The organism is Clostridium sp. CTA-17, from assembly GCF_054767895.1.
Genome location: NZ_BAAABF010000002.1, coordinates 1 through 18,093, shown reverse-complemented (window position 1 = coordinate 18,093; position 18,093 = coordinate 1). Strand labels below are relative to the sequence as shown.

Here is an 18,093-nt window from a genome sequence, read left to right as displayed (position 1 = left end):
ACTATACATTACTAGAATTTATCCTCACCATAAAATTTATTAGCTTAAATTATTCTTAAAATATATAAGTCCATACGTTCCTACTGAAATTACTAAAAATATTAATTGAATAAAAGAAAGTCCACTTATTAAACGATTATTGACTTTTCCATAAATAAAAATCCTTCTTAAGACTTCTATTATCAAAAATATAGTTAAAGTTTTAAGATATATTTGCTTTTTTTCTAAGTACTTACCGTAACATACATATATAAGGTATATAATACAAGTTACAACAATAAAACTCATAATAAAATCTCCATTTATCATCCTATCCCCCCTCACTAAAACTATATTTTTATTTAAATTTACAATTCTATATTTTTATTTTACAATAAAAAGTGCTGAATAAATATAAAGGATGGTTTAATAATGACGAAATTTTATAAATTTTTAATTTCTATAATAATATTAGTCTTAGTTTGTATTATATTTTTCCTTGCTAAGAATAATATATTAAATTTATATAGCTTAAAAAACTTAATTTTAAGTTCTGGCTATTTTGCTCCACTAATTTATATAATAGCCTTTGCCTTAGTTCCATTAACTTTTTTCCCTGATTCAGTACTAGCAATCTTAGGTGGAAGTATATTTGGACTAGGAGGAGGATTTTTATATACAAGTATTGGTGCTTTAATAGGAGGAAGTATATCTTTCTTTATTTCTAGAATGCTTGGTCAATCCTTTGTAGAAAAGTTTGAAAATGATAAACTTAAAAACATACAAGAATTGTTGAAAGATAATGGATTTTTAATGATTCTACTTTTAAGATTAATTCCTCTTTTTCCTTTTGATTTAATAAGCTATGGATCTGGTCTTACTAAAATCTCATATAAAGACTTTGCTTTAGGTACTTTAATAGGAACTATTCCCGGTATATTAGTTTTTGTAAATCTAGGAGCTCAATGGATTAGTTTTAACAAGACAAGTATATATCTATCTGTAAGTCTATTAATATTATTTATAATAGTATCTGTATTCTTAAAGAAAATTTATATAAATAAGCATTTAGCAAAAGAGAATTAAATCTTTTTATAAAATAAAAATAGTCCAAGGAAAGCTTTCTTCCTTGGATCTTTTTATATATTTATAAAAACATTTTATAAATTTCTATAGTTACTTATATTTATTGGTTCTATATTATTTTGTCTTGCCCATCTGTTAAACATATTAAAAACATGTTTTTCATCTAATTTTTCTCTTAATAAATTCTCATCTTCTTTGTTACAAGCTAAGTATTCTTTAAATAAACCCTTATTATCTTGTGATAAAGATTTTATAAATTCTTCTCTCTTTTCTACTGATATATTATTAAACTGATTTTTAAAGTCAAAATTGAAATCCTTTCCCACTTTCCCATTATTATCTTTAGAAAAATTCTTAAATACCATTTTTATCTTATACATTGACTCAAATAATAAGCCTACAGCAACTAATATTATTCCTACCCAAATTAAAGCTTTCACCTAATCATCTCCAAACTAAATTTTTATTTAAATTATATGAAGTAAAAAGGAGCATATTAAAATTTAACTTCAAAGAAATTCTATCATAGTTTTCTTTGTAAATATAATTTTAATACACTCCCTTTAAATTAACTTATATAGTTCATAGGATTTACCCATTGACCATTTATCATTATACCGAAATGAAGATGAGGTCCTGTACTATATCCTGTTGATCCTACATAGGCAATTACTTGTCCTTGTGATACATGTTGACCAGCTTGTACAGCAAGTCTAGATGAATGTCCATATAAAGTACTTGTACCATCTCCATGATCTATTATAACCATATTACCATAAGCCGTATTCCATCCTGCTTCGACAACAGTACCTGACTTTGATGCAAGAATAGGTGTCCCATAAGCTGCCCCTAAATCTGCCCCTGTGTGAACACTTCTTTTCCCTGTAACAGGATGTACTCTAGGTCCAAATGGATCTGTAACTCCACCTGGAGCTGGTCTCATAAATCCACTTGAAGAATTAGACTTTGGCTCTGAACTTCCTTCATTGCTAGATGAACTTGATTCATTATTACTTGTATTGTTTGTACTACTTTTACTATTATTATCACTATTTAACTTAACACTTTTTTTCTCATTAATTAAATTATTTATATAGTCTTTAAGATTAGCATTATCTTCTTCGTAACTATTAATTTCATCTAATACTGCTCTTTCTTTTTCACTTAAACTATTTATCTCAGCTTGTTTTTGCTCTTCTAAAGAATTTAATTCATTTAGTTGAGATTGATACTTACTTACTAAAGTATCATATTCTTTCTTCTCATTTTCTAACTTAGTTTTTTTGCTTGATAATTCTTCTTCTTGGCTTTTTAATTGAGATTCCTCACTTTTTAACTCATCTTGAACTTTCTTTATATCATCAATTAATTTATTGTCTGTGTCCACCACATATTTTATGCTTGATACATTACTTATAAAGTCCCCTACATTCTTTGATTCAAGCATTATGTATAAAAACTGATTACTTAAATTAGATTTATAAGCGCTTCTTATTCTACCTGAAAGTATTTCTTCTTTTACTTGTTCTTCCTTTTTCTTCTTGTCTATATTACTTTGAATATCATTGATCTGTCCTTGAAGTTTATCTATACTTTCCTTTAAGGAATCAATATTCCCCTTATATTCATCAACTTTTTTTTGTGAACTAAGTAACTTTTGATTTTTATCAGCTACTTCTTTTTGTATTTCATCTAATTTACTTTGAGATTTACTCTTTTCAGAATTTATATCACTCTGTTTATCTTTAAGATCATTTATTTTATTCTTATTATTATCAATTTCTTGTTGAGCTTCTTCTGTAGTCTTAGCTTGTACAATATTATTGCTATTTATTGAAACTGCAAAAATCATTGATATACTAAGTATAATTGCAGTTAATTTTCTCTTGTTCATATATTTCACCTATTTCTTTAAATATATTATTTTACTAAAACACTACACATCAACATATTATACACCATAAAAATAATTTTGTTAATATAATAAGTATATATAGTAAATTTAATTAATATTTGCTTAACTATACTTTTAAAAAGACTATACAAAATCATACTTATTTTCTAAATAGTATGATTTTGTATAGTCCTTAATTATAAATTAAAACTTTTCATTTCTTATTTCATTATCTATAAGCTCTTCTAGAGTTTTAAATTTACTCTTTCCATTTAAATAATGTTTTTTTATACTATCTTCCATTTCTGATAATGAAACTTCAGCATAAAACTCTTCTTCCTTGAAATCATGTTTCATTCTTTCATATATTCTTTTTATTATATTTTCTCTATCTTTATTGCTTATTTCTTTGCTCATAATCGTTCACTCCTTATGTTAGTTAATAATTTATTCATATTATATTATACACATGGACTAAAATATATTAAAGTAATTATTAAAATTATTCACCAAACCATGCATTAAAATCTATACTATTACTAGATTTTAAACTTAGGAGGTTTTTTATGAGTAAATCTGCTTGGGACTATACCTTAGAAATTCTATCCTTAATGGGTGATATTGATTATTACAATGATTTATTAAGTAAAAATCTTAATAAAAAAGATAGAGAAGTGTATTCTAAAAAAGTAGACTCACTAGAAAGTAAATTCTTCTCTTTGAAAGAAAAGCTAAAAAATACATCAATTTTTTAAAAAGTAGCTCTTTAAGCTACTTTTTTTAATTATATAAATAAAATACTATATTTTAAATAACATATTTATATAAAGTTATATATAAATATTTCATTTCATATCTGTTTAGAAATAAAGTTAGTTTAAATAAAGTCAAAGAAAAAAAGGTTCAACAAAAGTTGAACCTTTAAACAAACTCAATTAATGTTCCCAAATATGCCGTCACACTTACAATTTTATACCTGCCTCTCGCAGGTGGGTTTTACGCAAACTAACTCGATCATCTTCCGTCACAAAAGTGAAGTAAAACTTGAAGCCCGATTTCATTAGCTGTTTTGCAAATCCCGTATTTATCATGTAGGTTAAAATTAATAAGCTTCGCGTACATCTCAGGATTAATCATGTTTTTATTATAACACAAGATATAAAAAAATCAACATTGAATTTTTAGAATATTTTTACTATTAATCCATGCTTAGTTAAGCATTAATTTTAAACAGTTCTTAAAACTACTTTAATTCATCTAAAATATCATCTATTTCTAGTTCTTCATCCTCTGGTAAGAACACAGCTAAAAACTGTTTTCCTGAATAATTGCTAGCTTCTATTTCATATCCTTCAGCTTTAGCTATTATTTCAAAGTCTTCCATAACTTCTTCTAAAATCTCTTCAACACTATCTGTTGCAATATCATCTAAATATGGAATAACACCTTCCACAATCCATGGATTACTATCTTCTTCATAATCTGTTTCATCATTTGCACAAGCTTTAGCTCCTTGTATCTCTACATCTTCAAAATCATAATAAAATTTAAGAGCTAATCTGTTCTCTTCTGAAGAAACTTCCTCTATTTCTGTTAATCCATTAGTAGATAAAAAATTTATTATTCTATACTTCTCCATAATATTTACCTCTTTTTAGTATAATAACTTCTTATATTCTTTTTTTACTAATCTAAATTCTTCATCATCTTCAACTAAGTTATATTCAACTGAATCATTTACTTTATCAACTCTAAAAACAAAGTCATCCGCTTCATCTCCGTTACCCTCTACTGGTGAAAGAACTATATATTCTTTTTTATTCTTTTCTCCTAAATATATTTTAGCAACAACCTCAAATTCAACTTTATTTCCCTCTTCATCTCTAAAAGCCATTATTTGTTTTTCTTCCATTATTTCTCCTCCTAAATCAACCTATTAAAGGTGATTTTTCCTCTTTATAAAATATATATTCATAATGTAATGCTCTAGTTAAAACTACATAAAGAAGTTTCTTATCTATTTCATTATCATTATAATTTTCCTTATTTAAATTATAAACTATAGTACAGTCAAATTCTAATCCTTTAGTAAGATATGATGGTATAATTATTAAATTCAAATCAAACTCTTTTTGATCATCTTTAATTAATTCAAAGTCATAATTTGAATATTTCTTAACTAAAGTTCTTATCTTCTTACATTCATCAAGAGTTTTACCAACTATAGCTATTGAAGTTTTTCCTTCATCTTTTACTTTTTTAACTATGTTATCTAATCTTTCACAAAATTCTTTTGCATTATTAAACTCAATTTCCTCTGGAACCATTCCATGTCTTAAAACTGGCTTTGCTGGCTCTTCATAGGTATTTTGTTTAACTAAAACCTTATTTGCATAATTTATTATTTCTACTGTACTTCTATAGCTTTGGCTTAAATGCTTATACTCTGCATTTTCATCATAAACTAATTTAATAGCCTCTTTCCAATCATTAATGCCTTTAAATGAATATATTCCCTGACCAATATCTCCAACTATTGTTAAAGACTTTCCTGAAGCCATCATAGACATAACATATAACTGTAACATAGAATAATCCTGTGCCTCATCAATGACAATATGTTTTAATAAGCTGCTTTCCTCTATTCCTTCTATTCTAAATTTTAAATAAAGCATAGCTGCTAAGTCATCTGAATCTATTATTTTTTTATCTATATTATTAGCCAAATTTTCTCTCATATATTCAGCCAACTTATCTGGTATTTTTCCTGCTGTTACTTCATTAAAAATCTCCTTGTTTTCAAAGAAATTTTTATAAACATTAGTTGTATCTATACCCTTCCATCTATTAAAATATTCATTAAATTCTTTTTTAGCCGATTTCTTTATTTCCTTTTTATGATTATCTCTTTCATCATAAAGCTCTATAAGTTTTTCTCTTCTTTCTTTAGAATCTTCCATGCTTTTTTTAAGTCTAGCTATTCTATACTCATACTGAAAATCAACCTTATCTAAAACTTTACTTACCTTTTCTCCTAATTTTTTAGAAAAATAGTTTTTGATTTCATCCTTTCTCTTGTTAACAGGATATTTTATTAAATCTTTTAAAAATAATCTTTTTATCTCCTTTGAATCAAAAACTGAATATCCACAAATTCTTATATTATCTATATCACTATCTTCTCTTTCAAGAATTTGAATATATCTATCTAACATTTCTTTAAATAATATAGAACCTTTTATTTTACTATCATTCATTATATATTTATTTTTTTCTAAATCATTTTCTAAAATTTCTACTAATTTTTTATCCTTAGTTATAACTTTACCTTTCATACCTAACTTTTTTAAGGCTAATTCTTCAAAAGTTTTTTGCTCAACCTTATCTACTCCTAAGTTAGGCAATACTTCAGAAATATAATCTAAAAATATTTTATTTGGTGCTACAACTAAAATATCTTCTCCAGTTATGGTTTCCTTATATCTATATAATAAATAAGCTAGTCTATGAAGAGCTACAGTGGTTTTTCCTGAACCTGCTGACCCTTGTATTATTAAAGGTGAATTTTTAGGTGCTCTTATTATATCATTCTGCTCTTTTTGTATGGTAGCTACTACATCCTTTAATTTAGTCCCTGTGCTATTTTCTAAATTAATTCTAAGGAATTCGTCTATTAACCCATCCCCTTCTTCATCAAGACCAGATTTTAAAATAATTTCATTAATTCCCTCATCAAAACATTCCTTTAAGTTATGCTCATCATCAAAAAGAAATTTTCTCTTTAAGCTAAGCTCACCCTCAATAACCCCAATAGGTGCCTTATAATATGCTTCTCCTTGAGTACCACTATAATAAAGATCAGCAAGTGGTGCTCTCCAATCTATTACCTTTTCTTCTCCTTCTAGCATATCTCCAAGTCCGCATTTACCTATATAAAAACTTTCAAAATCTTTTCTATATTCCCTAAAATCTATCCTTGCAAAGTATGGCTTATTATAAGATTCTTTAAATTTTTCTTCTTCCTTTGATAAAAAGTCCACAGACTTCTTAACTATTTCTATCTCTGGATCATAGGCCCCCTTAGATTTCTTATTTAAAGCATCTAGTTTTTCATTGGCTTTTAACTTCTCACCTTCTAATCTTTCCTCTTCACTTTCAATCCACCTTTTAGTTTCTGAAAGGACTTCTCTCTCATAAGTTAAAATCTTATTATCACTCATAATAAATACCTCCCTCACTAAATAGTCCCATTTAATTTCTCATTTAAATCATAAATAATAAAAAAATATAGTTATAAAACAAAAAATATTAATTTCTAGAATACACCTTAAAAAAGGTGTAAAAGACTACTTCATTATTATTTACTAACAATGTAAGTCCTTTTACACCTTTATTTCGCGAAATATGTTTTAATCAATTAAATTCTTCTATAATCCTAATCCATTTAGCTAAAATCATATTAAAGATAGAACATATTTTTAGGTATAATCAATTTATTTTCCTTCATAAAGTTATTATTATAACTTGCCTACATCATATTGTTAATTATATTAGATTTTATTATTAAGTTCAATTATATTTTCTATTACAAAATCTATTAATATACTCTAAAATCAACAAACTAAATAATGTAACTTAATACTTATTCATCTAAATTATTTTAACTTTAAATAACTCATACCAAAATTTTTAAAGTATTTCAAAATTAAAAAGGGCGTGTATCAAAATAACTTTTATTTGTTATATTTTTATACAGCCCCTCTATTAAATCTATTATTTGTTATGCTACTTTGTAAATCTAATTGCCATAAGTGTATTTGGTCCTTCTATATCAACATCTTCTTCATTCATTCGATCAGAATAAACTACAACTCTATATCTTACATCACGAAGTATTTCTGTCTCAGTTGAAATATGAGAAAATGGTATTGCTACATCATCACTTCGTGGAGCTAAATCAACTTCTAGAGTATATATAGGTTTTGGATCTTTCATTAAGGAAGATACCTTTTGAATAACTATAGTTATATTAGCATTATCCTCTTCTCTTCCATCTTCCCCATCTTCTATATCTGATTCATACTCATGATCTAATACAACAACTCCATGCAACCATATAATATCACTTGCATTTACTATATCAAATCCAACTTCAAGCATTAAAGTTGGATTTTTAGAATCTATAGATATAGGAATATCATCTCCATCAGCTCTCTCATCAAACTTAACCTCAGTTATATAATTCATACTAGTCTTATACCTATTACACCCATAATCTGAATAACCCATAAAAAAACACATCCCCTTTACATAATATTAATATAGTATATGATTAATAAATGTGTACTGGGACACTATTTTAAAATATTAATATAAACCTAAAAATTTCTTATTTAAAATAAATTTTTCTAATTATTTTTTTATAAAAGGACAAAATAAATTAGAGGTGATATTCATGGAAAAAATTACAGATAGAACTCCTAGTGAAGCTTTAAACGATAATCTTAAGGGACTTTATATGGGAATCGATATTTTTAAACGTTACGAAAAAAAATGTAAGTCTAATGACTTAAAAAATTTACTTAATGATGTTATAAAGCTTTACTCTAAGGAAACCTGCGAACTTTCAAGTAAAATATCTGCTCTTGGTGATTCACCAGCTTCAAATGTTGGCATTCTAGGAAAAGCTTCTGAAGCTATTTACAATATAAAAACTGTTACAGCTGATACAGATAGTGAAATTCTAGAAGAAAGCATAAAAGCTTTTAAGACAGGTATAATTATGTTTCAAAAATTTTTACACGAAAAAGAAAATCAATTAGACAAAGAATCAATTAACTTAGTAAAAAATATGATACAAGAAAATGAAGAGCTTAGTAAAAAATTAAATGAGTATTCAAGCCCTCACCAAGCTAACTTTTTCTAAATAAACTAGGCTATATAAATAGTCTATAAATAAAACTTATAAATATATTCTCATAATATTTATAAGTTTTAATTTAAGCTTTTATATAGCCCACTTTTTATCCTTAGTAAAGGATACATTTAGCCATTTTTCATAATTTATATGTGATAAAGAATTAAATATTTTTTCTCTTAACCTATCCATTTCATCTAATGCTTTAATATTAGATTTTTCATTATATATAAAATCTATTTCTATTCTTAAATCACTTCCAGTTTTAGATACCCTTGTAATCGCCTCTTCAAAGTTATATTCTCTCTCTATTCCCTCTACAAGTTTATCTATTTCTAAAGTTATACTATCATCAGCCTTAAACTCTAAAATTTCTTTTAATCCATCACTAAAAGATTTTATAGGCATTTTTATAAATACTGATGAACAAATAATAACCATTAATGGGTCTAAGTATTTATTAAACCAAATAAACTCTGTATGTTGAAGTATATTGGCTATTAAAAATCCTACTAAAACTCCTAAGCTTAATAAAGTATCCATTAACCATTGACTACTTTCTATATTTACTAAACTTGAGTTAATAGCTTTTCCTTTTTTCTTTAAGAAAAAATATGCAATTCCACACCCTAAAGTTGATATTAGGGCATATATTAAGGCATACCCATATTGAACTTCATTGCCACCAGTTATTAACTCTTTAATAGATCCTGTAAGTGAATATATACACATAATAAAAATTGCTAAGGATTTAATTATTACTATTAAAGGTTCTATCATCCTTTTACCAAAGGGATAATTCTCATAATCTTTTTTATTTATATAAATACTTCCTATTAAGGCTAGTAATGATAAAATTACACCACCCAAAGAGTACATTCCATCAAATAAAATCATCTCTGATTTTACAGTTCATCCCCATGCTATTCCTAACACAGCAAAAAACAATGTTCCTAATGTAGATATCTTAAGTAAATAACTTTCCGTCTCCATAAATTTCACCTCAAAATAAACCTTCTAATAATTATTTTATGGTTTTTTTTAAGAAAATTCACTAACTAATAAGTCTTATATATGACACTATTGCATTATCTTTTCCATGTATAGAATTTAGTATAAAACATTTTAATCACTATTTCATATCAGAAAGCTACTTTAAAAATATAATTATTTATTTAACCTAAGACTATTTTCAATATTTTCTTTTAATATTAGTGCTTTTTCCTTTGAAGGATATGGATATTGAAAACTTAAATTCATATTTATTGATTTTAAAGCTCCAATTAAGTCTTTTGTTAATAACTGTACTTTAGCTAAGTAATACCAATATATTGATGATGATGAATTAAATTCTACAAACTCATTATAGATTTTCACTAAACTTTCACAATCCTTTTCACCAAAATTTCTTGTATCAATTGAAAAATCTTGTGTTTTATATATTTCTTTAATCCTATTATTTTGATTTATAAAATTTCCTTTTAAATTTATCATTTGATCAATTACCTTAAAAGAATTATCTTTCCACCTTAATTTACTTTCAATTAAACATATATCATCTGTAGAAGCTTGACCAATAACCTTTTGTATAATGCTTATATTAGCAACTTCACTTCCAATAGGATAATATGCATTACATCCCCATACACTACTTATATTTGCTTTCTCCTTTCCTTCCTTTACTTTTCCATCTCCGTAATATACAAAATCCAGATAATATTTAAAATTTTCTTTTATATCTATAATATATTTTTTATTTCTCTCATAATTAAATACTTCAACTTTATAATCATCTCTATAAAAAGCACTTAATTTATTCTCCTCATAAAAATCATTTGTATTAAATATTTCCTTTAATTCATTTCCCTCATAAGTAAGAATTTGGCCTTTAACACATCCTCCAAAACAATCGCCTATGGATCTTATAAATATATCTAATTTATTTGGATCCTTAAAGTGTAATAAATAAACTTCAAAATTATAATTATTTTCTGTTAATTCATGATTTAAAACTTTTTTCGAATTCCCCTCTTTAATAACTAACCAGTGTCTATTTAAACATTGGTTAAAGGCACAAGACATAATGTAAATTTCGTCATTAATACCATCACCTGTAACATCACCTAATTTGTAATCTATTATTTTTTCATTATTATTCTCAAGCATATTAACTCCAAATTATATAGTTATAATATTATTTTATCTTCTGTTTCCTTATCTGTTACTTTCATTTGAAAACAAGTGAAATTTAACTTAATTTAGTTTATAATTGAATTAATAAACTCTTATAGATGGGAGATAATTAACATGACTAAAAAGAAAAAGAAACTTTTTATAGTTGTATTATCAATATTAATTTTAATATTAGCTTGTTTTTTTGGAGTAAAAACAGTTTATAAATCATATTTTGCTCCTAAAATACCTGTAACCTCAATAAACTCTAACATAGAACTTAATGATTGGAATTTAATAAAAAAGTTCCTTCCTAACAATATAAATCTTTCTTTAAAAGAAATAAATGTTAGCTCTACAACTGAATTTTCTGATTCTGAATTGACAGATTTATTTATACTAGCTTTACGTGAAGAACCTGATGCAATAAAAGATCTTACAGGATTAAAAGTGGATATAGAAAATGATGATATTAATATTTATATAGATATAAACTATAAAGATATACCTTTCCAAGGAAAACTTACCTTTACAGCTCAAAGCAAGGATGGTAAAGGAATATTCCACTATAAAGAAGGAAAAGTTGGTTTTATTGATATTTCTAAGGATACTATCTTTAAAAACCTAAAAGATAATTCAATACTTTCCTTTGATAAAAATAATGGAGATATAATTCTTTCTTTTAAGGATATAATAAAATATCTTCAAATAAAATCTATAAACGTAGAAAATAATAAAATAGTAATAGTATTTAATGGTACTATTCCATTACTTAGCTCAATCTTTCCAAACCTAAACTAAAAAATGGCTTTATCAAAATATAATAATAAAACTTATAAACATATTCCGAGAATTACTAGATTTCGCTAAGAATTTATAATTATTACTCCGAAGATATTACTAAAGCTTCGAAACTTGCTACGCTTCGAACAGTCTCAGCTTTTTAACGTAATATCGTCTCCGTAATAATTTAAATTCTAAAGCTCATCTAGATATTCTCTTCATATTGTTTATAAGTTTTATCAAAAGGTATTTTGATAAATGCCTTTTTTTAATTTCTAACATAAATTTATATATTAAGTGGAATAATAGATTTATTATATATTAGTTTAGGTGATGTTTATGATTGATAAAGTTATAAAGAAATACAATTTAGATGTGGATTCAATGAAACGGGAAGGGACAATTGCCTGTTTAACATTTTTAGCCTCTTGGATATTCTTTGGAATAAATAATGCAATCTTAGCATATCCAATAGCTTTAACCTCCTCAATTCTTTTAAAAGAAAATTTTAAAATAAATCCCTTAGAAAAAACTATACGACTTTTATTTTTATATTGTTTTATAGTTGTTCTATCTTTTTTAGCATCAAACCATTTTTTATTAGGAATTATAATAAACTTCTTCACCATATTTTTCATAGCTTATAAGCTCTCAGTTGCCTACACCCCTTTATTATACAAACCATTCTTAATGTTATATGTATTTACTTATTTTTATAAGGTAGACTTTCAAGGCTTACCTAGAAGATTATTATCTATTTTCTTTGGCTTTAGTTTAATAATAATCTTTCACTTATTTTTAAACAAGCTAAGTTATAAATCCTTAATAAAAGATAATATAAATAAATCTCTATTTTTATTAGAAAGCCAAGTGGATAACCTTATTTTAAAAAGTTATAATTCAGATTTGCAGCAATCTATCTCTAAAGAACTTACTACTATTTGTTATAACCTTTATACTACAAGAAAGAGAAAAATTTTAACTAATAATTTAGGCAGTATTCAATTTAAAATATATATAATATTAGAAAACTTAAACTTAGATTTATATAATCTAAATAAGCTATACTCAAAACTTAATTATAACAGTCCTCTAATTAAATCATTTTTAAAGGAATTAAAAAAATCTATAAATATTTTAAGATTATATTTAAATGATGAGATTTCTTATTATGAAATAGATAAACAACTGTATAGATTAAATAGATTTCATGAAGATCTACCTGATCAACTCACTTTTTTTCATGACTTATCTATTTCAGTAACCAATCTTTATTTATATTTAGCTGATATGACTACTCTTGAAGAGGGAGAAGGATATAAAAGCTATGATTTATGGAAAAATACCGATAAAAACCAATTTAAATTTAGAGATTCTCTTCATTTTGGAACAATAAAACTTAATTTTGCCCTAAGAATCTCTTTAACTTTAAGCCTTGTGCTACTTCTTAGCTATGTATTTGATTTTACTAAAATGAGTTGGCTTGGAATAACTATAATGTCAATAATGCAACCTTATTATGAAGAGACCTTAAATAAAAGTAAAGATAGGTTAAAAGGGAATCTTTTAGCTATTTTCCTTGTAATTGTTACTTTAAACTTGTTTCAAAGCCAAATTGTTCATATTATTATATTAATTTGTAGCCTATATCTAACCTATGGGTTTAAAAGCTATTATAAGCTCTCTCTCTTTACTGCCATCTCTGCTATTTGCATGGCATCTCTTAGCTATGGAGTTAATACCTTAGCTATTTTTAGAGTTTTTTATTTAGTTTTAGGTATATTAATAACCTTCTTAGCTAATAAATTTTTATTTCCTTATAACTTAGATCAAGGACTAAAGGAATTAAGCCTTAAATTAATAAAATATGTAAATATATTAGCAGAAGATCTAATAAAAAATCCTTCAAAAAATGAAGAGGAAATAATAAATTTAACCATCCATATAAAGCTTATGTGTAACAAGCTTACACTTAGAAATATTCAAAAAAAAGATAAGGATATAAATAGGTTAATATGCTTAACTGAAAATATTACTGCTTCTTTAAGCTATTATACTCTTTTAAAAAAAGATTTAGGATTGGTATGTGGAATAAATAAAGATGAATTAATTAAGCTTAAAAGTAAATTGCAATATTCCCTTAAAGAGAAGGCTTCATTAATAGATATAATAAACCTATTAGACTCAACAGTTGATTCCCTTATTAATTGTCCTTACTCTAGAAAAGTAATTTATAATCCTGCCTCTAATGGGTTTATATATTAATTAAAACTTATTTTTTAATTAACTATCTCATTTTAAAAATAACTAGAATTAAACTTATAATGAGATAAACAAAAAACTTATTTATGTGATTGAATTATAAACACATATAAAATTAAACTATAACTTAATAATATTATCTTAATTTTATAAAAATATAAGAGCTTATATGAAGCTTAATAAAACTTACAATCTAATTTTTCAAATTAATAAAAATGATTTTTTTAATCTTTGTAAGTTTTATTCATAAGCTATTTTCATATAAGCTCTTTTTTATATTAATAAACTTTATTATTTTAAATTATTTATAGGGCTAATTATTAACTATATACCTAATATTCCAATACAAGTTTAACTACTTTATTATTAGTTATATACTAAAGCTCAGCGTTTCTTAAATCACCTAAATTTATTATCTTATAATTTATTATTAACCTAAATAATCTACTTTGAATAAATCAATTAACTCTTCTTCACTTAAGGTATTAAATGTACTTCCTGCTCCTAATTCTCCCTCTTCAATAATCTTAGAAATCAATTCCTTCTTCTCCTCTTGAAGAGCTACTACCTTTTCCTCAATAGTTCCTTTAGCTATTAATTTTATAACCTCTACTACATTTTTTTGTCCCATTCTATGTGCTCTATCCGTTGCCTGATTTTCTACTGCTGGATTCCACCAAGGATCAAAATGAATTACAATATCTGCTGAAGTTAAGTTAAGTCCTGTTCCTCCAGCTTTTAAGCTTATTAAAAATACTGAGTTTTCACCTTCATTAAATTCATTCACCATATTTATTCTTTTCTTAGATGAAACACTTCCATCTAAGTAACTAAAAGAAATTTTTTCTTCCTTAAGTCTACTACTTATGTTTTTTAACACTGAAGTAAACTGTGAAAACACAAGAATTTTATGCCCTTCTTCTATTCCTTGATTTAATATTTCAACTAAAGCCTCTATTTTAGCACTTTCCCCCATATAATCATTTATTGTTACAGAAGGATCTAAGGCTAATTGTCTAAGTTTAGTTATATAAGATAATATTTCTATTTTACTCTTATTAAACTCCTCTGCATCCTGTTTCTTTTCCATAATTGATAAAGCATTATTAGCATATATTGAATATACCTTTTTCTGCTCTTCTCCTAAATCAACTAAGTGCATCTTTTCAATCTTATCAGGTAATTCTTTTATAACATCTTTTTTCTTTCTTCTTAGTATGAAAGGTTTTATAAGACTATGTATTTCACTTAACACTTCTTCACTTTCATTTAATTTTTTATAATATCTAACAGTAAATCTTTTTCTATCATAAAGATATCCTGGCATTACAAAATCAAAAATTGACCAAAGTTCCATAAGAGAATTTTCCATAGGAGTACCAGTTAAAGCAAATTTATATTCTGAATTGACCTCTTTAACAGCTTCAGAATTTTGAGAATCTGGGTTCTTAATAGCTTGAGCTTCGTCAATAAAGCAATAATCAAAATTTATCTTCTTATATTCCTCTAAATCTCTTTTTAATAAGTTATAGGTAGTTATAATTACATCCTTACTCTCTATATCTCTTAAAGCTTCTTCTCTCTTATCCTTTCCTTCATTTAATACCTCCACAACTAAATTAGGTGCAAATTTATTAAATTCTTCTTTCCAGTTATATATTAAGGAAGTTGGTGCTACTATTAGTGTCTTCTTTCCCTTATTAGAAAGAATAAAGGTAATTGCTTGAAGTGTTTTTCCAAGTCCCATTTCATCTCCAAGAATTCCTCCTAAGCCTAAATGCTCCAAAGTTTTAAGCCAATTGTATCCAAACTTCTGATATTCTCTAAGCTCAGCCTTAAGATCCTTAGGAACTTCAAATGACAGTTTATTTATATTTTTAAATTTACTTTTCAATTCATTTAACTTCTTTTTCCCCTTAATATATCTAATACCATTCTCTTCTATGTAATTAGCTATATATAATGCCCTACTATTATTTATTTCTAGGCTATTATTCTCTAAATCTCCATTATCCACTGAATCTAATAACTTTAAAAATTGCTTTAATTCTAGTTCTTCTAAATCAAGAAATTCTCCACTTTTAAGTTTAAAAAACTTTAAGTTCTCCCTAAAAGCTCTAAGTATTTCTCTTGTTTCCTCACTAGGTATATCTCCTATTTTAAAGTCAAACTCAAAATAATTATATCTTCCTGGTTTAATGTCTCCCTTTATTCCCTTGCTTCCTAAACTTTTTATACCTTTAAAGTTTTCTGAATAATATACTTCTCCATACTCTTGTAATCTGCATACATCATACTTAAAAAAGCTAAATATATATTCATCTCCTAAATAGAAATAAAACTTTTTATTTATCTCTTCAAAGCTAAATCTCTCAATTAAGGCAATAACCTCTTTTTCTTTTTTTATATCTCTATATATTATTTTTTCCTTGCAATCATCAAATATATTAAATTCATAAGAACCATATTTTACTTTTAAGGTTAAAGTTACTTCTTTCCCCTCTTTATCAAAGTAAAAATTAAATTTTACAGGCTCTAAAACCGTCTTGTTCATTATATTTTTAGAAAGAACTACATTCTCAGTTAAATCTCTTAAGGAAGGTATTAATTTTCTAAATACTCTTTCCTCTTCACATTTATCAATCTTTATAACCTTTCCCTCTGAAAATATATCTAAATAATTCTTTATTTTATAACAAAAATCTTTTTTAGGAATATATATATTAGTTCCATATAAGAATACATCAGCTCTATCCCCTAAGACCTTAGGCATTCCATTTAAGGAGCTAAGTTCAAAATTATTTTTTGAATCCTTTAGAGAAAAATCTATTGGAACCTCTTCAAAAAGCACTTCACTTTCTACTGCTCTATAAAAAAATCCTTCATTCAAATAAATTCTATGATTTTTTATAACACGAAAAAAATCTCTTACTAAATAATTAGGTATCTTTATGGTTTTACCATCTATAAATGTATCTCTGTTTCTTAAGAAGCTTTTTATTGGCTTTTCTATCTCTTTTAAGCTTTCTATAAACTCTATTAACTCCCTATCCTTAGTACTTAACTTTTGTTCCCTTATATCAAAAGTAAAAACCTTACTATATTTAATAGGAATTCTGTTATAGTAAGCTACTAAAAATTGTTCAATATCCTTTAATATATAAAGTTTATTTGAACTCATGGACTTAGTTCCTATTTTAAACTCTGCTAATATGCTATTACTCCACTCATTTTTATTTATATAAACCTCTATTTTCAACTCTTCTTTATCTGTTTCCTCTTGAAGAATTAAATCTAAAATTTTATTTTCTTTCTTCTTAGAAAATAAGTTTTTATTTTCTTCAAACTCTTTTTTCTTAGCTAAATCCCCTAAAGCTTTATAAAAAGTTGCTACTAAATGCTTACAACAATAATTTTCCTTACTAAACTCATGTTTTTCATAATCAGTGCAGGTACAATATGTTGATAAAATCCCCCTAGTTCTAATATCTATCTCTAATTTAGTACTATATTTGCTAAATAATTGTTCTGAAATTACTATTCCATTAACAGCTACTAAATCTTCCTCGTCTTCTATTTCTACTGACTCCACAAGATCGTTATTTATTATTCTTTGTCCCTTAGCATAATTTCTTCCTGTAGTTTCTTCTTTAAACCTTTGTAACAATAAATCTTCAACTAACATATTTACTCCTCTATTTAAGTGCTTCATATCTTATAATTATAACATAAATTTATTTTCTCTGAAAAACTATGTTAACTTTACTTTTTACAAAACTTATTTTTAAGTAAAATAAAAAAAATAAAAATGAGACTGTATCAAACTAGCTTTTAATAAGACTTATAAACAATATGAAGAGAATATCTAGATGAGCTTTAGAATTTAAATTATTACGGAGAAGATATTACGTTAAAAAGCTGAGACTGTTCGAAGCGAAGCAAGTTTCGAAGCTTTAGTAATATCTTCGGAGTAATGATTATAAATTCTTAGCGAAATCTA

At 25.5% G+C, this 18,093-nt stretch carries 16 protein-coding genes and 1 other RNA gene; 5 read left to right on the top strand and 12 right to left on the bottom strand.

The genetic code is table 11. The features are described from left to right. Positions 1-39 precede the first annotated feature (39 nt). A complete protein-coding gene (locus ACYUCG_RS04405; RefSeq protein WP_060796067.1) occupies positions 40-309 on the bottom strand; it encodes a hypothetical protein in 270 nt (89 codons plus the stop codon). 102 nt (positions 310-411) lie between these two features. On the opposite strand from ACYUCG_RS04405, the gene ACYUCG_RS04400 reads away from it, so the two are divergent. Beyond that, positions 412-1,065 (top strand): TVP38/TMEM64 family protein, encoded by a 654-nt coding sequence (locus ACYUCG_RS04400; protein ID WP_460268190.1) that lies wholly within the window; start codon positions 412-414, stop codon positions 1,063-1,065. A 74-nt stretch (positions 1,066-1,139) separates the two neighbouring features. Here the strand turns inward: ACYUCG_RS04400 and ACYUCG_RS04395 are convergent, their stop codons facing one another. The 3 genes from ACYUCG_RS04395 to ACYUCG_RS04385 all read right to left on the bottom strand — a co-directional run bounded on the left by ACYUCG_RS04395 (position 1,140) and on the right by ACYUCG_RS04385 (position 3,376). Further along, positions 1,140-1,505, bottom strand: coding sequence for a hypothetical protein (locus ACYUCG_RS04395; RefSeq protein WP_139933654.1), 366 nt, complete (start codon positions 1,503-1,505; stop codon positions 1,140-1,142). A 128-nt stretch (positions 1,506-1,633) separates the two neighbouring features. Beyond that, a complete protein-coding gene (locus ACYUCG_RS04390; RefSeq protein WP_460268189.1) occupies positions 1,634-2,959 on the bottom strand; it encodes a murein hydrolase activator EnvC family protein in 1,326 nt (441 codons plus the stop codon). 204 nt (positions 2,960-3,163) lie between these two features. Further along, positions 3,164-3,376 (bottom strand): GLTP domain-containing protein, encoded by a 213-nt coding sequence (locus ACYUCG_RS04385; protein WP_139933656.1) that lies wholly within the window; start codon positions 3,374-3,376, stop codon positions 3,164-3,166. A 149-nt stretch (positions 3,377-3,525) separates the two neighbouring features. Here ACYUCG_RS04385 and ACYUCG_RS04380 point away from each other — a divergent pair, with 149 nt between their 5' ends. Then, the gene (locus ACYUCG_RS04380; protein ID WP_139933657.1) at positions 3,526-3,714 is read left to right on the top strand and encodes a hypothetical protein; all 189 of its coding nucleotides are present in this window, start codon (positions 3,526-3,528) and stop codon (positions 3,712-3,714) included. Between the two features lie 182 nt (positions 3,715-3,896). On the opposite strand, the gene ssrS is transcribed toward ACYUCG_RS04380, so the two are convergent. From ssrS to ACYUCG_RS04355, 5 genes are all read right to left on the bottom strand, one after another. Next, positions 3,897-4,092: non-coding RNA, 6S RNA (gene ssrS, locus ACYUCG_RS04375), on the bottom strand. Positions 4,093-4,202: 110 nt separating this feature from the next. Then, a complete protein-coding gene (locus tag ACYUCG_RS04370; RefSeq protein ID WP_003465118.1) occupies positions 4,203-4,598 on the bottom strand; it encodes a hypothetical protein in 396 nt (131 codons plus the stop codon). Positions 4,599-4,613: 15 nt separating this feature from the next. After that, complete coding sequence (locus ACYUCG_RS04365) at positions 4,614-4,871, bottom strand: DUF1292 domain-containing protein (protein WP_003449706.1); 258 nt, start codon at positions 4,869-4,871, stop codon at positions 4,614-4,616. A 16-nt stretch (positions 4,872-4,887) separates the two neighbouring features. Next, complete coding sequence (gene helD, locus ACYUCG_RS04360) at positions 4,888-7,179, bottom strand: RNA polymerase recycling motor HelD (RefSeq protein ID WP_283684203.1); 2,292 nt, start codon at positions 7,177-7,179, stop codon at positions 4,888-4,890. Positions 7,180-7,744: 565 nt separating this feature from the next. After that, positions 7,745-8,248, bottom strand: coding sequence for a hypothetical protein (locus ACYUCG_RS04355; protein ID WP_060796076.1), 504 nt, complete (start codon positions 8,246-8,248; stop codon positions 7,745-7,747). Between the two features lie 166 nt (positions 8,249-8,414). Here ACYUCG_RS04355 and ACYUCG_RS04350 point away from each other — a divergent pair, with 166 nt between their 5' ends. Continuing rightward, complete coding sequence (locus ACYUCG_RS04350) at positions 8,415-8,885, top strand: ferritin-like domain-containing protein (RefSeq protein ID WP_460268188.1); 471 nt, start codon at positions 8,415-8,417, stop codon at positions 8,883-8,885. Between the two features lie 81 nt (positions 8,886-8,966). Here the strand turns inward: ACYUCG_RS04350 and ACYUCG_RS04345 are convergent, their stop codons facing one another. Beyond that, positions 8,967-9,773, bottom strand: a complete 807-nt coding sequence (locus ACYUCG_RS04345) for a cation diffusion facilitator family transporter (protein WP_240298505.1) — start codon at positions 9,771-9,773, stop codon at positions 8,967-8,969. Between the two features lie 270 nt (positions 9,774-10,043). Further along, a complete protein-coding gene (locus ACYUCG_RS04340) occupies positions 10,044-11,042 on the bottom strand; it encodes a hypothetical protein (RefSeq protein WP_460268187.1) in 999 nt (332 codons plus the stop codon). Between the two features lie 141 nt (positions 11,043-11,183). Here ACYUCG_RS04340 and ACYUCG_RS04335 point away from each other — a divergent pair, with 141 nt between their 5' ends. Both ACYUCG_RS04335 and ACYUCG_RS04330 read left to right on the top strand, forming a co-directional pair. Further along, complete coding sequence (locus ACYUCG_RS04335) at positions 11,184-11,849, top strand: hypothetical protein (RefSeq protein ID WP_460268186.1); 666 nt, start codon at positions 11,184-11,186, stop codon at positions 11,847-11,849. 321 nt (positions 11,850-12,170) lie between these two features. Then, complete coding sequence (locus tag ACYUCG_RS04330; RefSeq protein WP_460268185.1) at positions 12,171-14,096, top strand: FUSC family protein; 1,926 nt, start codon at positions 12,171-12,173, stop codon at positions 14,094-14,096. A 427-nt stretch (positions 14,097-14,523) separates the two neighbouring features. Here the strand turns inward: ACYUCG_RS04330 and ACYUCG_RS04325 are convergent, their stop codons facing one another. After that, positions 14,524-17,778 (bottom strand): SNF2 helicase associated domain-containing protein, encoded by a 3,255-nt coding sequence (locus tag ACYUCG_RS04325; RefSeq protein WP_460268184.1) that lies wholly within the window; start codon positions 17,776-17,778, stop codon positions 14,524-14,526. Between the last annotated feature and the right edge of the window lie 315 nt (positions 17,779-18,093).